The sequence below is a fragment of the Colwellia sp. 75C3 genome, assembly GCF_002836255.1.
Lineage (GTDB): Bacteria > Pseudomonadota > Gammaproteobacteria > Enterobacterales > Alteromonadaceae > Colwellia.
Window position 1 is genome coordinate 233,908 of record NZ_PJAU01000031.1, and the last position, 15,611, is coordinate 249,518.

12 protein-coding genes and 1 pseudogene are annotated in these 15,611 nt (G+C 37.9%); 8 read left to right on the plus strand and 5 right to left on the minus strand.

All coding sequences use genetic code 11. From position 1 onward, the window contains the following. Positions 1-83: 83 nt before the first annotated feature. From dxs to CXF85_RS01165, 3 genes are all read right to left on the minus strand, one after another. On the minus strand, positions 84-1,961 hold the full coding sequence (gene dxs, locus CXF85_RS01155) for a 1-deoxy-D-xylulose-5-phosphate synthase (protein ID WP_101226681.1): 1,878 nt from the start codon (positions 1,959-1,961) through the stop codon (positions 84-86). A 73-nt stretch (positions 1,962-2,034) separates the two neighbouring features. Further along, complete coding sequence (ispA, locus tag CXF85_RS01160; protein WP_101226682.1) at positions 2,035-2,937, minus strand: (2E,6E)-farnesyl diphosphate synthase; 903 nt, start codon at positions 2,935-2,937, stop codon at positions 2,035-2,037. Beyond that, positions 2,937-3,185, minus strand: coding sequence for an exodeoxyribonuclease VII small subunit (locus CXF85_RS01165; RefSeq protein WP_101226683.1), 249 nt, complete (start codon positions 3,183-3,185; stop codon positions 2,937-2,939). Before CXF85_RS01165 ends, ispA begins: the two co-directional genes overlap by 1 nt. A gap of 320 nt (positions 3,186-3,505) precedes the next feature. Between CXF85_RS01165 and pomA the strand changes: the two genes are divergently transcribed. The 3 genes from pomA (at position 3,506) to thiI (ending at position 7,119) form a co-directional block, all read left to right on the plus strand. Then, a complete protein-coding gene (gene pomA, locus CXF85_RS01170) occupies positions 3,506-4,270 on the plus strand; it encodes a flagellar motor protein PomA (RefSeq protein WP_101226684.1) in 765 nt (254 codons plus the stop codon). Between the two features lie 59 nt (positions 4,271-4,329). Beyond that, positions 4,330-5,274, plus strand: coding sequence for a flagellar motor protein MotB (locus tag CXF85_RS01175; protein WP_101226685.1), 945 nt, complete (start codon positions 4,330-4,332; stop codon positions 5,272-5,274). A gap of 390 nt (positions 5,275-5,664) precedes the next feature. Further along, positions 5,665-7,119 (plus strand): tRNA uracil 4-sulfurtransferase ThiI, encoded by a 1,455-nt coding sequence (gene thiI, locus CXF85_RS01180; RefSeq protein WP_101226686.1) that lies wholly within the window; start codon positions 5,665-5,667, stop codon positions 7,117-7,119. 27 nt (positions 7,120-7,146) lie between these two features. Here the strand turns inward: thiI and CXF85_RS01185 are convergent, their stop codons facing one another. Continuing rightward, positions 7,147-8,118: a ketopantoate reductase family protein gene (locus CXF85_RS01185; protein WP_232771032.1), complete on the minus strand. Its 972-nt coding sequence runs from the start codon at positions 8,116-8,118 to the stop codon at positions 7,147-7,149. A gap of 55 nt (positions 8,119-8,173) precedes the next feature. Then, on the minus strand, positions 8,174-8,539 hold the full coding sequence (locus CXF85_RS01190; protein ID WP_101226688.1) for a VanZ family protein: 366 nt from the start codon (positions 8,537-8,539) through the stop codon (positions 8,174-8,176). 204 nt (positions 8,540-8,743) lie between these two features. On the opposite strand from CXF85_RS01190, the gene CXF85_RS01195 reads away from it, so the two are divergent. From CXF85_RS01195 to metH, 5 genes and pseudogenes are all read left to right on the plus strand, one after another. Beyond that, positions 8,744-9,226, plus strand: coding sequence for a YajQ family cyclic di-GMP-binding protein (locus CXF85_RS01195; protein ID WP_101226689.1), 483 nt, complete (start codon positions 8,744-8,746; stop codon positions 9,224-9,226). Positions 9,227-9,628: 402 nt separating this feature from the next. Next, a complete protein-coding gene (locus CXF85_RS23265) occupies positions 9,629-9,964 on the plus strand; it encodes a methyl-accepting chemotaxis protein (RefSeq protein ID WP_101226690.1) in 336 nt (111 codons plus the stop codon). A gap of 8 nt (positions 9,965-9,972) precedes the next feature. Next, positions 9,973-10,266, plus strand: a pseudogene (locus tag CXF85_RS01205) (methyl-accepting chemotaxis protein); the annotation flags it as partial. A 387-nt stretch (positions 10,267-10,653) separates the two neighbouring features. Next, positions 10,654-11,592: a homoserine O-succinyltransferase gene (locus CXF85_RS01210; RefSeq protein WP_101226692.1), complete on the plus strand. Its 939-nt coding sequence runs from the start codon at positions 10,654-10,656 to the stop codon at positions 11,590-11,592. Between the two features lie 55 nt (positions 11,593-11,647). Continuing rightward, the gene (gene metH, locus CXF85_RS01215) at positions 11,648-15,340 is read left to right on the plus strand and encodes a methionine synthase (protein ID WP_101226693.1); all 3,693 of its coding nucleotides are present in this window, start codon (positions 11,648-11,650) and stop codon (positions 15,338-15,340) included. Positions 15,341-15,611 lie beyond the last annotated feature (271 nt).

The window sequence follows — 15,611 nt, forward strand, 5'->3', positions numbered from 1 at the left end:
AGTTGTAACAGATAATAAAAAAGGATAATGAATTAACTTCATTATCCTTTTTTATTGCTTAGTCTTTATGATTTTTTATAGGGCTAGCTAATAAAGTTTTGTATTTTAGTGACAATACCTTCAGCGTCTAGACCTAATTCATGATGCACTTCTTCTTGAGTACCATGTTTAACAAAATGATCTTTAACACCAATATTTAGTATGGTAACTGGTTTACCTTGAGCAAGTAGATACTCGTTTACACCTGAGCCAGCACCACCAGCGATGGCGTTATCTTCAATCGTTACCAGGCAGTCATGAGTAGCATTTAGCTCATCAATAAGTGATTCATCAAGAGGCTTCACAAAGCGCATATCTACCAACGTAGCACCTAATTCTAAAGCGGCTTTTTTAGCTTCACCTAACATAGTGCCAAAGCTTAAAATTGCTATTTTTTTGCCTTGCTGCTCATTTCCTTCTAGTACTTTTAGCCCTTTGCCTATTTCTATAGTCTCATCGACGCTAGGTAGTGTTTCACCTATGCCATTACCTCGAGGGTAACGGACAACACTTGGGCCATTTAATTTAAAGCCTGTGTTCAACATTAACTGACATTCACGTTCATTTGACGGTGCCATAATAACGGTATTAGGAATACAACGTAAAAAGCTTAAATCAAATACACCTTGATGCGTAGCACCATCAGCACCCACTATACCAGCACGATCAACTGCGAACATAACAGGTAAGTTTTGAATAGCTACGTCGTGAATAAATTGGTCATAACCACGTTGTAAAAAACTAGAGTAAATGGCTATTACCGGCTTTTGACCGCCAATAGCAAGGCCTGCAGCGTAAGTTACCGCATGTTGTTCTGCAATTGCTACGTCAAAGTATTGGTCTGGAAAACGTTGGCTGAACTCAACCATACCAGAGCCCTCAGCCATAGCAGGAGTAACTGCAACTAACTTTTTATCAACTTCAGCTGTTTTACATAACCAATCGCCAAAGATTTTTGAATAAGTCGGCAAACTTGGCTTTGACTGAGGTAAGTTGGTTTCTTCAGGATTAAACTTAGGCACTGCGTGGTATTTTATAGGGTCTTGCTCTGCAGCATGATATCCCTTACCTTTAGTGGTAACCACGTGTAAAAATTGCGGTCCTTTGAGGTTACGCATGTTTTTAATTGTGGTGACTAAGCTATCAACATCGTGGCCATCAATAGGGCCAATATAATTAAAGCCTAACTCTTCAAAAAAGGTACTTGGTACAACCATGCCTTTTAAGTGCTCTTCAGCGCGGCTAGCGAGTTCTTTTATTGGCGGGATATTGCCTAATAATTTTTTACTACCTTCTCTAAAACCAGTAAATATACTGCCAGAAAGCAATTTTGCTAAATGATTATTTAATGCGCCAACATTTTTGGAAATAGACATGTCATTATCATTTAAGATGACTAACATATCCTTTTTGATATCACCTGCGTGATTCAATGCTTCAAAAGCCATACCTGCAGTCATCGCACCATCACCAATAACGGCTACCGTTTTACGGTTTTTATCTTCTTTTTCAGCAGCTACAGCTAAACCTAATGCGGCGGAAATTGAAGTGCTTGAATGACCAACACTTAACGTATCGTACTCACTCTCTTCACGCCAAGGGAAAGGGTGTAAACCACCTTTTTGTCTTATAGTGTGTAGCTGATCACGTCTGCCGGTTAAAATTTTATGGGGGTAAGCCTGATGACCAACATCCCAAATCAAGTGGTCAAAGGGGGTGTTGTACACGTAATGTAAAGCAACGGTAAGCTCAATAGTGCCAAGGCCTGATGCAAAGTGTCCACTGCTTTTACTCACTGAGTTAAGTAAGTAACTACGTAATTCATTACTAATACGTGGCAGCTGTTCCTGCGGCATATTACGCAAATCTTCAGGAAGATTAATTTGAGAAAGTAGTGGGTAGTCTGCAAGGTTTGTAGTCATAGTTTGTCTATTGGTAATAATAATTTTATTTAATGTTTTTTAGCATGTACTTAGATATCAATCAGTTTAATATTTAGTGGCTGCGCTTAACAATAAAGGTAGCAAAATCTGCTAATGATTGGGTATTGTAAGGTAATCTAGTCAAAGCTTGAAGCGCTTGTTGTAATAAGTTTTCAGCTTTGTCTTGTGCACCTTGTAAACCGAGCAGTGCAGGATAGGTACTTTTGTTAGCAGCTAGATCAGATCCGACAGGTTTACCAAGCTCTTCTTCGGTTGACGTTAAGTCAATGATATCGTCTTGTACTTGGTACGCTAGGCCAATAAATTGTGCGTATTCGCTTAATGTTTTCTTATGTTCTTCGGTGACATTTTCACTACACATGGCAGGCATTAATACTGAAGCTTTTAACAAAGCGCCTGTTTTAAGTGAATGTAGAACTTCCAGTTCACATAGTGAAATACCTTTACCTGTAGCAGCTAAATCAAGCGCTTGCCCGCCACACATGCCCTGATAACCAGAAGCATTAACTAATTGTTGAATTAAACTTACTTGAATAGGTGTTTTAGATGCGCTTTGATTCGCAGAAAAAGAATGATTAGCTAAAATATCAAAAGCTAAAGTTTGCAAGGCATCGCCGGCTAATATCGCTGTCGCTTCATCATAAGCTTTATGACAAGTAGGTTGGCCACGCCTTAAATCATCGTCATCCATTGCAGGTAAATCATCATGTAAAAGCGAGTACGCATGAATACATTCAAGTGCCCCAGCCACTGCATCAATATCATTTAGATCAGCTGATACTGCTTCACCGGTAATATAGGCTAAGTAAGGGCGCATTCGTTTACCACCGATAAGCAGTCCATAACGCATGGCTTCGAGCAACTTAGGGTCATTGATAGTCAATTCTTCAAGCTTAGTAGCTAAAAAGGTATTAATACGTTGCTGATAATGCTCATAGGAAGTCAGAATGGTCATTAACTATTGCCTGCACTACTATCAAAATCAGTTAGTTGAGCAGTGCCATTTTTATCTAGCAATATTTGTACTTTTTGCTCAGCAGCTTGTAATTTCACCTGACTTAATTGACTAAGGTTCAAACCGCGTTCAAAAAGAGCCATCGATTCTTCTAAGCTCAAGTCACCTTGCTCTAAACTTTGTACTATTGTATCAAGTTCATTTAATGATTCTTCAAAAGAGAGGTTTTCTAATTTCTTTTTAGCCATGATTTTTGCTCTAACTACTCAGCAGTGAATTTAATTTGGCAAATTTACCTTAGCTTACTGCGCGGGTCAATTAACCAAGTTCTAATATTGTTCTGAAAATATTTTATCATTAGTGTTAAGTTATTGACACTACGGGCGATAATAAACTTATATAGGGATTTTATTATTAGTGAATAATTCGCGAGTTATTAGCGAATAGTTTTCACATAATGTACTATTCTTTTATTGAAGTACGGTCTTATAGCATCCCGAATAAAAAAGTGCGTGATTTTCATTCGATTGTATTAAAGCGCTATTAGTAAGTTGTTTAGGAGAGTTTTGTGGATTTAGCTACGATAATTGGTATTTTAGGTGCCATCGGTTTATTGGTTATGGCGATGGTATTGTCAGGCGACATTATGATGTTTGCTGATACCCAGTCAGTTATTATTGTTTTTGGTGGTTCTATATTTATCGTATTATCTAATTATGGTTTAAGTCAGTTTTTTGGTATCGGAAAAATTATTGGCAAAGCTTTTATGTTTAAGCTTGAAAAGCCAGAAGAGTTAATTGAAAAAGCTGTTGATATGGCAGATGCTGCGCGTAAAGGCGGATTTTTAGCCTTAGAAGAAGCAGAAATAACTAACCCTTTCATGCAAAAAGGCGTTGATATGTTGGTTGATGGACATGATGCTGATGTAGTAAGAGCTACTTTGCAAAAAGATATTAACTTAACTACAGAGCGTCATGAGACAGGTTCGAATATGATGATGGCCCTTGCCGATGTTGCCCCTGCAATGGGGATGATCGGTACGCTAATAGGGCTAGTCGCTATGTTATCTAATATGGATGACCCAAAATCCATCGGTCCAGCAATGGCAGTAGCGTTACTTACCACACTTTACGGTGCCTTTCTTGCCAATGTGATTGCTATTCCAATCGCTTCAAAGTTGAAACTCCGTATGGCTGAAGAAAAAATGAACCAAGAGTTAGTGCTTGATGCAGTGCTAGGTATTCAAGACGGTCAAAACCCCCGTGTTATCGAAGGCTTATTAAGAAATTACTTAGCTGAAGGTAAGCGAAAAATCGACACCACAGAAGAATAGCGGGAGTAGGCTTATGTCAAAAGAGTTTATGATCGAAGTGCTTGTGTTGAGAGGTAAGTATGTCTGAACAAAAATGTAAGTGTCCACCACCAGGACTACCTGCTTGGATGGGAACTTTCGCCGATCTTATGTCGCTGCTAATGTGTTTTTTCGTTTTGCTATTATCTTTTTCTGAAATGGATGTTTTGAAATTTAAGCAAATTGCCGGCTCAATGAAGTTTGCATTTGGTGTGCAAAATAAAATTGAAGTAAAAGATATCCCTAAAGGTACCAGTATTATTGCTCAAGAATTCCGCCCAGGAAAGCCAGAGCCAACACCTATTGAAGTAATTCAGCAACAAACCATGGAAATGACTCAGCAAATGCTTGAGTTTCAAGCGGGTGATGAAACATCTGCAGGTGGTCGTCAAGAACAGCGTGGCACTGAGCGTGGCGGTCAATCTCAAAATACTGAAGATGCACTTTCACAACAGGCAATAGAGAAAGTGAAAGAAGATATAGAGCAAGCTGCACAAGAGCAAGTAAATGATTTAGTGAAAAAAATTGCTGAACAACTTGAACAACAAATTCAAGATGGTGCGATAGAGCTAGAGTCTTTAGGTCAACAAGTCATCATTCGCATAAGAGAAAATGGCTCTTTCCCATCAGGCTCAGCATTTTTACAGCCTAAGTTTTGGCCGGTAATGCGTGAGATTGGTGAGTTATTAAATACCGTGCCGGGTGAAATAATGGTCTCAGGTAATACTGATAATCGTGGTGTTGATTCTGAATTGTTTACTTCTAACTGGGATTTATCGAGTAAACGTGCTGTCGCAATAGCGCATCAGCTAATTAAAGTACCTAACTTTGACCCTACTCGTTTAGTGGTTGCCGGTCATGCGGATACTCGACCTTTAGTACCAAATACGAATGCGCTAAACCGTCGTCGTAATCGTCGTGTTGAAATTGCGATTAACCAAGGTAAGGCAAAAGAAACTGAGCGAATTGGTATTACAAAAGATTAGTAGGCAATACTTTGGTTATCTAATACTAATGCACTATATGATGTCATAACCGTCGTCGCAATCGTCGTGTTGAAATTGCAGTTGTTCAAGGAAAAGCCAAGGTAAGGCAAAATAAACTGAGCGAATTGGTATTACAAAAGATTAGTAGGCAATACTTTGGTTATCTAATACTAATGCACTATATGATGTCATAACCGTCGTGTTGAAATTGCAGTTATTCAAGGAAAAGCCAAGGTAAGGCAAAAGAAACTGAGCGAATTGGTATTACAAAAGAATAGAAAACAATACTTTTGCGATAATTTTACAACCGCGTAGTAAAAGCTTAAAAACGGCAGACAAATAGTGTACAATCCGCGCCATTATTTTTTTGTCTTTTTTAGGTTATAACCGATGAAATTTATCGTAAAGCTTCAATCTGAGATTACTATCAAATCTCGCCCTGTCCGTAAACGTTTCACTAAGATATTAGAGACGAACATTAAGAATGTTTTACGTCGTGTTGACGAGCAAGTCACTACACGTATGAACTGGGATAATGTTGAAGTTAACACCAAAGACAATTCACCTGAAAACCGTGAACGTTTAGTAGAGGCCCTTAAATGCATTCCTGGTATCCCTCTCTTTTTAGAAGTACAACAAACTGATTTTGTCGATGTTCATGATATTTATGAAAAAACATTGGCTGTTCACGCTGATACAATTGAAAATAAAACTTTTTGCGTACGCGCTAAACGTACTGGTACTCATGACTTTAATTCATTAAAAGTTGAGCAGTATGTTGGTGGCGGCTTAAATCAAGCGGTAGAAAGCGCCAAAGTAAAATTAAAAAATCCTGATGTTACGATACGTCTTGAAATAAAAAATAAAGACTTATTTATTGTTACCCAACGTCATATCGGTTTAGGCGGCTTCCCCATTGCGACCCAAGAAGATGTCTTATCGCTTATGTCCGGTGGTTTTGATTCTGGTGTTTCAAGTTACCAAATGATCAAAAAAGGTTCTCGTACTCACTATTGTTTCTTTAACTTAGGTGGCTCAGCTCATGAAGTGGGTGTTAAGCAAATAAGTTATTTCTTGTGGAACAAATTTGGCGCCTCACATAAAGTTAAATTCTTTGCCGTTGATTTCGAGCCTGTTGTTGCTGAGATATTAGATAATGTTGAAAATAGCCATATGGGTGTTGTGTTAAAACGAATGATGATTCGTGCAGCAACCAAAATAGCAGACCGAGGAAACATTCAAGCACTGGTTACCGGTGAAAGTTTAGGTCAGGTTTCAAGTCAAACCTTAACTAACTTAAACGTTATCAATCGTGTTACTGATACGCTAATTCTACGCCCATTAGGGGCTTACGATAAGCAAGATATTATTGATATCGCTCGTAAAATAGGAACAGAAGAGTTTTCTAAAACTATTCCTGAGTATTGTGGTGTTATTTCGAAAAAACCAACAGTCAAAGCCGTACTTTCTAAAGTTGTAGAAGAGGAAGGTAACTTCAATTTTGATGTTTTAGACAAAGTTGTTAGCGAGACTCGTGTCTATGATATTCGCGATATTGGTAAAGAGACTGAAGAAGAAATTCGTGCGGTAGATCTTGTTGAAAACATTCCTGAGAATGCGGTAATTGTTGATATCCGTAGCCCCGAGGAAGAAGAAAACAATCCATTAGAGCTAGAAAATGTCGAAGTTAAGCATATTCCATTCTATAAGCTTTCTACGCAATTCGGCGACTTAGATATGTCGAAAGATTACTTACTTTATTGTGATCATGGTGTGATGAGTAAACTACAAGCATTGTATTTACTTGATAATGGTTTCAAAAATGTAAAAGTATATCGTCCTTAAGATTAGCTTAAGGCTAAGCGTTATTCTTTAGCGCTTAAGGTTCAATACCTGTTGCCACAGTCGAGTATTTTCGGGTGTGGCAATATTATTTTTCTTACCTAAACGGTGAATATAACCGTTAATATAATCAACCTCTGTAGATCTACCCGCCAAAATATCACTTCGCATTGAAGAGCAGTTCTTCTCCGTTGCTAATGCTACTTTATACACCATCGCTTGTAAGTCAGTATATGTTAAACCTATATTTTCAGCTTGGCTAAGTTCGATGATTTCAGTTAATACTAAATTTACCTGCTTGCTAAACTTCTTGTCATTTACCTCACCATTATCAATATTGTTAATAGCAGTTATTGGGTTTATCACACAGTTTATTGCTAATTTTAACCACTGTTTTTTCTTTATATCTTGATGAAAGCATACATGCGGGAGGGCTAAATTCAATTGACTGGTGAGTTGTTCTTTTTGGGGATTACTCAGTTCACCCGAAAGTAGTCCAATATCTGTTTGGCCTAACCCTGTGTGCGTTATCGTTAATGGTGCATTTCGTAAACTACCGTGGGTAGTTAACATGGCAAGTATAACTTGTGTATTTGGTAGTAGCTTGGCAACCGCTTCAAAGGTACCTATGCCGTTATGAGCTAGAATCACTATGCAATGAGGGGGAATATCCTTAGCTATCTTTTTTATTGCACTGGCGATATGAAACGACTTTAGGCACAACAGAATAATATCAGCTGATGTTATATCTACTTGGGCACTATAAATTAGAGCATGATTTTTAGCGTGATCTTGTTGATAGGGGGTAAATTGATAACGGGTAGTTTTTAGCTCGTTTGGACTAAGTAAGTCTTGTTTTGAGGCAAGTAAAGTAACGTTGTTATTTATATTAACGTTAGCTGAAGTACTAGATGAAATATTATCTTGAGATAAATGATGGTACCAAAGTAAGCCCATTGCTCCTTGCCCAACGACAACAATATTATCTAACCTTTTTGTCATAAGTCTATTATTTACCATGCTATGTATTTAATTAGTGATTGATAGTTAGAGGTTCTTAATCATTTTTACGAAAAAGAGTGATATATAGCCATTTTGCCAATACGAATAAGCTAATGCCAACAACATCAGCGATAAAATCACCTAGTTCACCACTTCTATAACCTAAAAATGATTGGCCAATTTCAGTTAATGCCCCATAAAAAATAAGTAAAGGTATACAAAAGGGAAGTGACAATTTTATAACCGAGTGACTAACCCAGGTTAAAATGAAAAAGCTAGTTAAGTGTCCTATGGTATCAATTTCTGGAAATTGAAATATACGTTTTCGTAATGCATCGGGTAAAAATTCATGAGCAAAAAGCAGTAATATAGATACGACAATCACGGTAGTAAAAAAGTAATAATGTTGACGAGCTTTCACAAATATTCTGCAATTAAAATGAAGTGACTTGATATTAGCATGATTTACTGAGCATTTCTTATTGATAAGGCCTGGTAGATATACTGGTCAGCAGAGTTATCTGCTTTAGTTAGTACTTTAGTTGCTTGGATTAAACGTGGGGGTATAATAGCGAGTAATGAATTAATTCAACCTACAGCTAAACCTATAGAAGAGAAATAAATTATGCCATCAATGGATATTGTATCTGAAACTGATTTTGAAGAAGTTAAAAATGCCGTCGACAATGCAAATCGTGAAATTATTACACGTTTCGACTTCCGTGGTGTTGAAGCTAGTTTTGAATGGAAAAAACCTAATGTAGTTTTAAAAGCTGAAAGTGACTTTCAATTAAAGCAAATGTCCGACATGTTAAGAAGCCAATTAGCTAAGCGTAACGTTGATGCTAAAGCCATGAACGTTGGCGATGCGAGTGCTACCGGTAGAAACTGGAGCCAGCAAGTAACGTTTAAAGAAGGTATTGAACAAGATGTTGCTAAGAAAGTCGTTAAACTTATTAAAGCTGAAAAACTAAAAGTACAAGCGGCTATTCAAGGTGAGCAAGTAAGGGTAACCGGTAAGAAACGAGATGATTTACAAGCGGTAATGCGTTTATTAAAAACTGCCGAGTTAGAACAATCTTTCCAATATAATAACTTTAAAGACTAAGCTTTATTATATTCAGGTCTATCGTTGATAGGGCGTTACCTAAAATAAACTAAAGAGTAAATTACTAAAGCACCAAAATTTTATAAATTTTTGGTGCTTTTTTTATACCGATCATTTATCCATTGACCCATCTAGCTATTACTCTTCTTTTTTATTTACTTCCTTGAATTTATTACGACTTTCTACTTAACTAACCAAATTAATGTTGTCAGTCAAGATGAACTGGGTAGTGTTGCAAAAAACTTTAATGCCTTTACGCAATTTTTAAGGAGTATTGTAAAAGAAGTTATAGATACGGTACCACCATTAACTCGAAGTGCAGAGCAATTAACTGAAAAGGTACGCGATGTTAATGAAAATGTACAAGAGCAAGCCGATGTTGCCGAGGTAACTAAGCAGTCTATGATTGAAATGCAGTACAGTGTTACTGATATTGCTAAATCTGCTGCGGAAGCTGCAACAGCCGCAGATGAGGGGGAGTCTGAGGTTAATTTAGGCATGAAAAATGTGCAGAGATCTTTATCGGTATCAAAGGAGTTAGCCGGAGAAATTAATAATGCTTCTAATGTTGTTGATCAGTTAGCTAAAGACTCGCAAAATATGAATCAAATTCCTGATGTGATTAATGGTATTGCAGAGCAAACAAACTTGCTTGCCTTAAATACCGCAATAGAAACCGCTAGGGAGGAGAGCAAGGCAGAGGTTTCACAGTTGTTGCTGATGAAGTTAGAAACTTAGCTTCTAGAACGGCCTTGTCCACGACTGAAATTAGAGGCTTATTAGATAAGCTAATATCTGCAGCAGATAAATCGGTAACGACTATGGCGTTAGCGAGTGATAAAGCACAAAGTAACGAACAAATATCGTTAGAGGTCGATAAATCATTAACTAAAATTAAAGATCAAATTGGTCATGTTAGTTCAATGAATAGCCAAATTGCAACAGCAACAGAAGAGCAATCAAGTGTTGCTGAAGTGGTAGTGAATAATATTGAACAAATGCATGGTAGTTTTGGCGCAACCCAATCTTCAATTGAATAGATAGGGCAAGTTGCTTTGATACTAACTCAGCACAATTACAAGAAACCACTTCAAAATTTAAAGTTTAATGACCGTAATCATACTTGAATGTTGTGGGTTAAATACCTAATACAATAATGTGAAATTAACATTGTTGGAATAATTATATTTTCGCGGCTATTGAAGGCGCTTATGAAATTTAAAGTGTTTCAAGGGATAATACCTTATGTTTTATTGTTTTCTAAAGTTAGCTGATTAAGCGCTGTTGTATATGGCTATTAGTTCGATAAACACCTAAGTTGAAATAAAACAGTTTAGACGTCTATACGTTTAGAAGTTGACATGCCTAGCAATCTAAGTAATATTGTAACTCTCAATTATTAAGTGCTTTTTTTGTTAGGTAGCGTTATGCCCATTAAAATTCCCGGTCAATTACCCGCTCTTTCCGTTTTAGATAATGAAAATATTTTTGTTATGTCTGAGCACCGTGCGGCAAATCAAGAAATTCGCCCGATGCAAGTGGCTATTTTGAATTTAATGCCTAATAAAATTGAAACAGAAGTTCAAATTTTACGAATGTTATCGAATACGCCATTACAAATTAATGTCGAATTTGTCCGTATCCATAAAAACGTTTCTAAGAACACACCGAAAGAGCACTTAGATAGTTTTTATTGTTTATTTGATGATATCAAACACAAGCAATATGACGGCCTTATTATTACAGGTGCGCCACTAGCCTTACTTGATTACCAAGATGTTAGTTATTGGGACAAGATATGCGAAGTGTTTGACTGGGCAGATAAAAATGTCACCTCAACGATGTTTTCTTGTTGGGCTGCGCATGCGGCTTTATATCACCACTATGGTTTAAACCGTCATTTACGCCAGAAAAAACTCTCCGGTGTTTATCAACACTACCCACTAGATAGTAAAGAAGCGTTAACACGTGGTTTTGATGAAAATTTTAATGTACCACATTCCCGTTATGGCTATATAAATCAAGCCGATTATCAAGGTGTTGATGAGCTAAATATCTTAGCGCAATCTCCAGATGCGGGAGTTTATTTAGTGGCAAGTAAAAACAAGCGACAAGTATACCTTACTGGCCATCCAGAGTATGACACTGCCACCTTACATGAAGAGTATCTTCGAGATTGTAAAAAAGATGCAGATACCAGGGTGCCAATCAACTATTATCAAGATAACAGCGTTAATAATAAACCGGTAAGCTCATGGCGCAGTCATGGTAGCTTGCTCTTTACTAACTGGTTAAATTATTATGTTTATCAAATAACGCCGTACCAATTAGATGCAGATCATATTAACTCTACACTAATGAAATAGTACGTTAAGTACTGAAAATCACCTTATTCTTTAAAACGTTATTCTTGGATTTAAAATGAAAAAACACCCATCTTTTGCCTTATTCGAACAGCAACTAGCTAAAAACATTCTCATTCTTGATGGTGCTATGGGCACTATGATCCAAGCATATAAGTTTGAAGAGCAAGATTTTAGAGCTGAGCGCTTTGCTGATTGGCATACTGATGTTAAAGGCAATAACGATATGTTAGTGCTTACTCAGCCTGAAATCATTAAAGCGATTCACCTTGAGTACCTTGAAGCTGGCGCAGATATCCTTGAAACCAACACCTTTAATGCGACTACGATTGCCATGGCTGATTACGACATGCAAGAGTATAGCGCTGAAATTAACCGTGTTGCCGCGCAAATAGCGCGTGAAGCTGCCGATGAATATACCAAGAAAAATCCAGACCGCCCGCGTTTTGTTGCCGGCGTTTTAGGGCCAACTAACCGTACTTGTTCCATTTCTCCTGATGTAAACGACCCAGCATATCGTAACGTTACTTTTGATGAGCTAAAAGATGCTTACATTGAATCAACGTTAGCCTTGATTGAAGGCGGTAGTGATATTATTTTAATCGAAACTATTTTCGATACCTTAAATGCTAAAGCCGCTATCTTTGCAGTAGAAACTGTATTTGACCAATTAGGTGAACGTTTACCTGTGATGATTTCAGGTACTATTACCGATGCCTCAGGTCGTACTTTATCAGGACAAACTACCGAAGCATTCTATAACTCACTTCGTCATGCTAAGCCGGTTTCATTTGGCCTTAATTGTGCGTTAGGCCCAGTTGAATTACGTCAATATGTTGCAGAGTTAAGCCGTATTTGTGATGTTGCCGTTTCTGCTCATCCTAATGCCGGTTTACCCAATGCTTTCGGCGAATATGATTTTACTGTAGAAGATATGAACACCCACGTAGAAGAGTGGGCTTCGTCAGGATTTTTAAACATTATTGGTGGTTGTTGTGGTACCACGCCTGATCATATCAGAGGCATGGCTGATTCGGTTGCAAATATCAAACCACGTAAAGTTGAAAAACGTGAAGTTGCCTGTCGCTTATCGGGTTTAGAAGCATTAACTATTAATAAAGATAGTTTGTTTGTTAACGTTGGAGAACGTACTAACGTTACTGGCTCTGCTATGTTTAAGCGCTTGATTGTCGAAGAAGATTACGACAAAGCTATTTCTGTAGCCTTACAACAAGTAGAGAATGGCGCGCAGATTATTGATATCAACATGGATGAAGGCATGTTGGACTCAAAAACCGCTATGGTGCGTTTTTTAAATCTAATTGCTGGCGAACCTGATATTGCTAAAGTGCCAATCATGATTGACTCCTCTAAGTGGGACATCATTGAAGCTGGCCTTAAGTGTATTCAGGGCAAAGGTATTGTTAACTCTATCAGCCTTAAAGAAGGCGAAGAAAACTTCCGTCACCAAGCTGAATTACTTCGTCGTTACGGCGCTGCTGTTATTGTTATGGCGTTTGATGAAGAAGGGCAAGCTGATACGCGTAAGCGTAAATATGAAATTTGTCATCGTGCTTATCACATGCTTGTTGATGAAATTGGTTACCCGCCTGAAGATATTATTTTCGACCCGAATATTTTTGCCGTTGCTACGGGTATTGAAGAGCACAATAACTACGCGGTCGATTTTATCGAAGCGGTAGATGATATTAAGAAAAACTTACCGTATGCGATGATCTCCGGTGGCGTATCAAATGTATCCTTCTCATTTAGGGGAAACAATCCCGTACGTGAAGCGATTCATGCGGTATTTTTATACTACGCCATTAAAAATGGTATGGACATGGGCATTGTTAATGCCGGTCAGCTAGCCATTTATTCAGACTTACCTGAGAAGCTGAAACAAGCGGTAGAAGATGTTATTCAAAATAAGGATGATGATGCTACAGAACGTTTGCTTGATATTGCTCAAGAGTACCATGGTAAAGCTGGCGGACAAGTTTCAAAAACTGATTTAACTTGGCGAGAGTTGCCGATTAATGCGCGTTTATCTCATGCGTTAGTTAAAGGTATTAATGAATTCATTATCGAGGATACCGAAGAAGCACGTTTGGCTGCCGACCGTCCTTTAGATGTTATTGAAGGGCCATTGATGGATGGTATGAACACCGTCGGTGATTTATTTGGTGCAGGCGAAATGTTTTTACCGCAAGTAGTAAAATCAGCGCGGGTAATGAAGCAAGCGGTAGCTTACTTAAACCCTTATATCGAAGAGGGGAAAACTGAAATTAGCACCAACGGTAAGGTATTGCTCGCCACGGTTAAAGGTGATGTACACGATATCGGTAAAAATATTGTAGGCGTAGTACTGCAATGTAATAACTATGAAATTATTGATCTTGGCGTGATGGTTTCTTGTGATGATATTTTGCGCGTAGCCAAAGAAGAAAATGTTGATATTATTGGTTTATCAGGTCTGATCACGCCATCACTTGATGAAATGGTTTATGTCGCTAAAGAAATGAAACGAACAGGCTTGAAACTGCCTTTATTAATTGGTGGTGCAACTACATCAAAGGCACATACGGCCGTTAAAATTGAACCGCAATATGATGAACCGGTAGTTTATGTATCGAATGCTTCTCGCGCTGTATCTGTAGTGAGTAACTTGTTATCAAGTGAACATAAAGCAGGATTTTTTGCTAGTACCCAGGAAGAGTATGAACGTGTACGTGTTCGCCATTACAAAAAAGGCCCACGTTCAAGTTTAATTAGTCTTGAAGCTGCGCGTGCTAATGCCACCAAAATTAATTTTGAAGATTATACGCCTAAAAAACCCAACAAACTGGGTGTTACGGTACTTGATAATATCGATTTGAACGAAGTTAGAAAATATATTGATTGGACACCATTTTTCATGACTTGGCAGATGTCGGGCAAGTATCCGCTAATTTTAAAACATGAAGTGATTGGTGTTGAAGCAACGAGTCTGTTTAATGATGCTAACGCCATGCTTGATGACGTTATCAACAATAAAAAAATATCTGCTAGAGCGGTATTTGGTTTGTTTCCAGCAAACAGTAACCAAGATGATATACAGCTATACACTGATGAAAGTCGCAGCGAAAAATTAATGAGACTTCATCAACTACGTCAACAAAGTAAAAAGCCAGCAGGGCAGTTTAACCGCTGTTTATCTGATTATATAGCACCAGAAGACTCAGGCATTGAAGATTATGTTGGTGCCTTTGCGGTGTCAGCAGGTTTTGGTGTTGAAGATTTAGTGAAGGTTTTTGATGCTGATCACGATGCCTATAATTCAATATTACTCAAAGCGGTCGCTGATCGATTAGCGGAAGCGAGTGCTGAATATTTGCATGAGAAAGTACGTAAAGAATATTGGGGTTTTGCGCCTGATGAAGATCTTAATAATGACGCATTAATTCGCGAAAGTTATCAAGGTATTCGACCTGCGCCAGGTTACCCTGCTTGTCCTGAGCATACTGAAAAAGGATTGTTGTGGGAGTTACTTAATGTTAAAGAAAACATTGATATGGACCTCACCTCAAGTTATGCGATGTGGCCAGGTGCTGCAGTAAGTGGTTGGTATTTCTCTCATCCAGAATCAAAGTACTTTGCGGTAGCAAAACTGGCTAAAGATCAGGTACTCGATTATGCCGCCCGTAAAGGTATGACGGTTGAACAAGCAGAGCGCTGGTTATCTGCAAACTTAGATTACGAACCAGAGTAAGATGAATCAGATCAAATGAGTTGATTAGAATAAGCTCAGTCGAATTATAACTACTGAACTTATTCAGTCGTTATAATTGGTGACTTCAGTACCTATTTTAGCTCTATAATTTGATACCAATAAAAAAGGCTGCACTATGATTTAATCAGAGTGCAGCCTTTTTTTTACCTACCAATAGCTTGCTAGCTAATAGTTTTCTGGTTGATATTTATTTGAGCTTTATCTAGTTAAGTTTTGCTTATAATGTCTTGCGACACTATAAGCACTTCAC

Bases quoted from the DNA above. Each gene is read 5' to 3' on its own strand.
- dxs (WP_101226681.1), bottom strand. From the start codon at position 1,961: ATGACTACAAACCTTGCAGACTACCCACTACTTTCTCAAATTAATCTT.
- ispA (WP_101226682.1), bottom strand. From the start codon at position 2,937: ATGACCATTCTGACTTCCTATGAGCATTATCAGCAACGTATTAATACC.
- CXF85_RS01165 (WP_101226683.1), bottom strand. From the start codon at position 3,185: ATGGCTAAAAAGAAATTAGAAAACCTCTCTTTTGAAGAATCATTAAAT.
- CXF85_RS01175 (WP_101226685.1), top strand. From the start codon at position 4,330: ATGTCTGAACAAAAATGTAAGTGTCCACCACCAGGACTACCTGCTTGG.
- thiI (WP_101226686.1), top strand. From the start codon at position 5,665: ATGAAATTTATCGTAAAGCTTCAATCTGAGATTACTATCAAATCTCGC.
- CXF85_RS01185 (WP_232771032.1), bottom strand. From the start codon at position 8,118: ATGACAAAAAGGTTAGATAATATTGTTGTCGTTGGGCAAGGAGCAATG.
- CXF85_RS01195 (WP_101226689.1), top strand. From the start codon at position 8,744: ATGCCATCAATGGATATTGTATCTGAAACTGATTTTGAAGAAGTTAAA.
- CXF85_RS23265 (WP_101226690.1), top strand. From the start codon at position 9,629: ATGATTGAAATGCAGTACAGTGTTACTGATATTGCTAAATCTGCTGCG.
- CXF85_RS01210 (WP_101226692.1), top strand. From the start codon at position 10,654: ATGCCCATTAAAATTCCCGGTCAATTACCCGCTCTTTCCGTTTTAGAT.
- metH (WP_101226693.1), top strand. From the start codon at position 11,648: ATGAAAAAACACCCATCTTTTGCCTTATTCGAACAGCAACTAGCTAAA.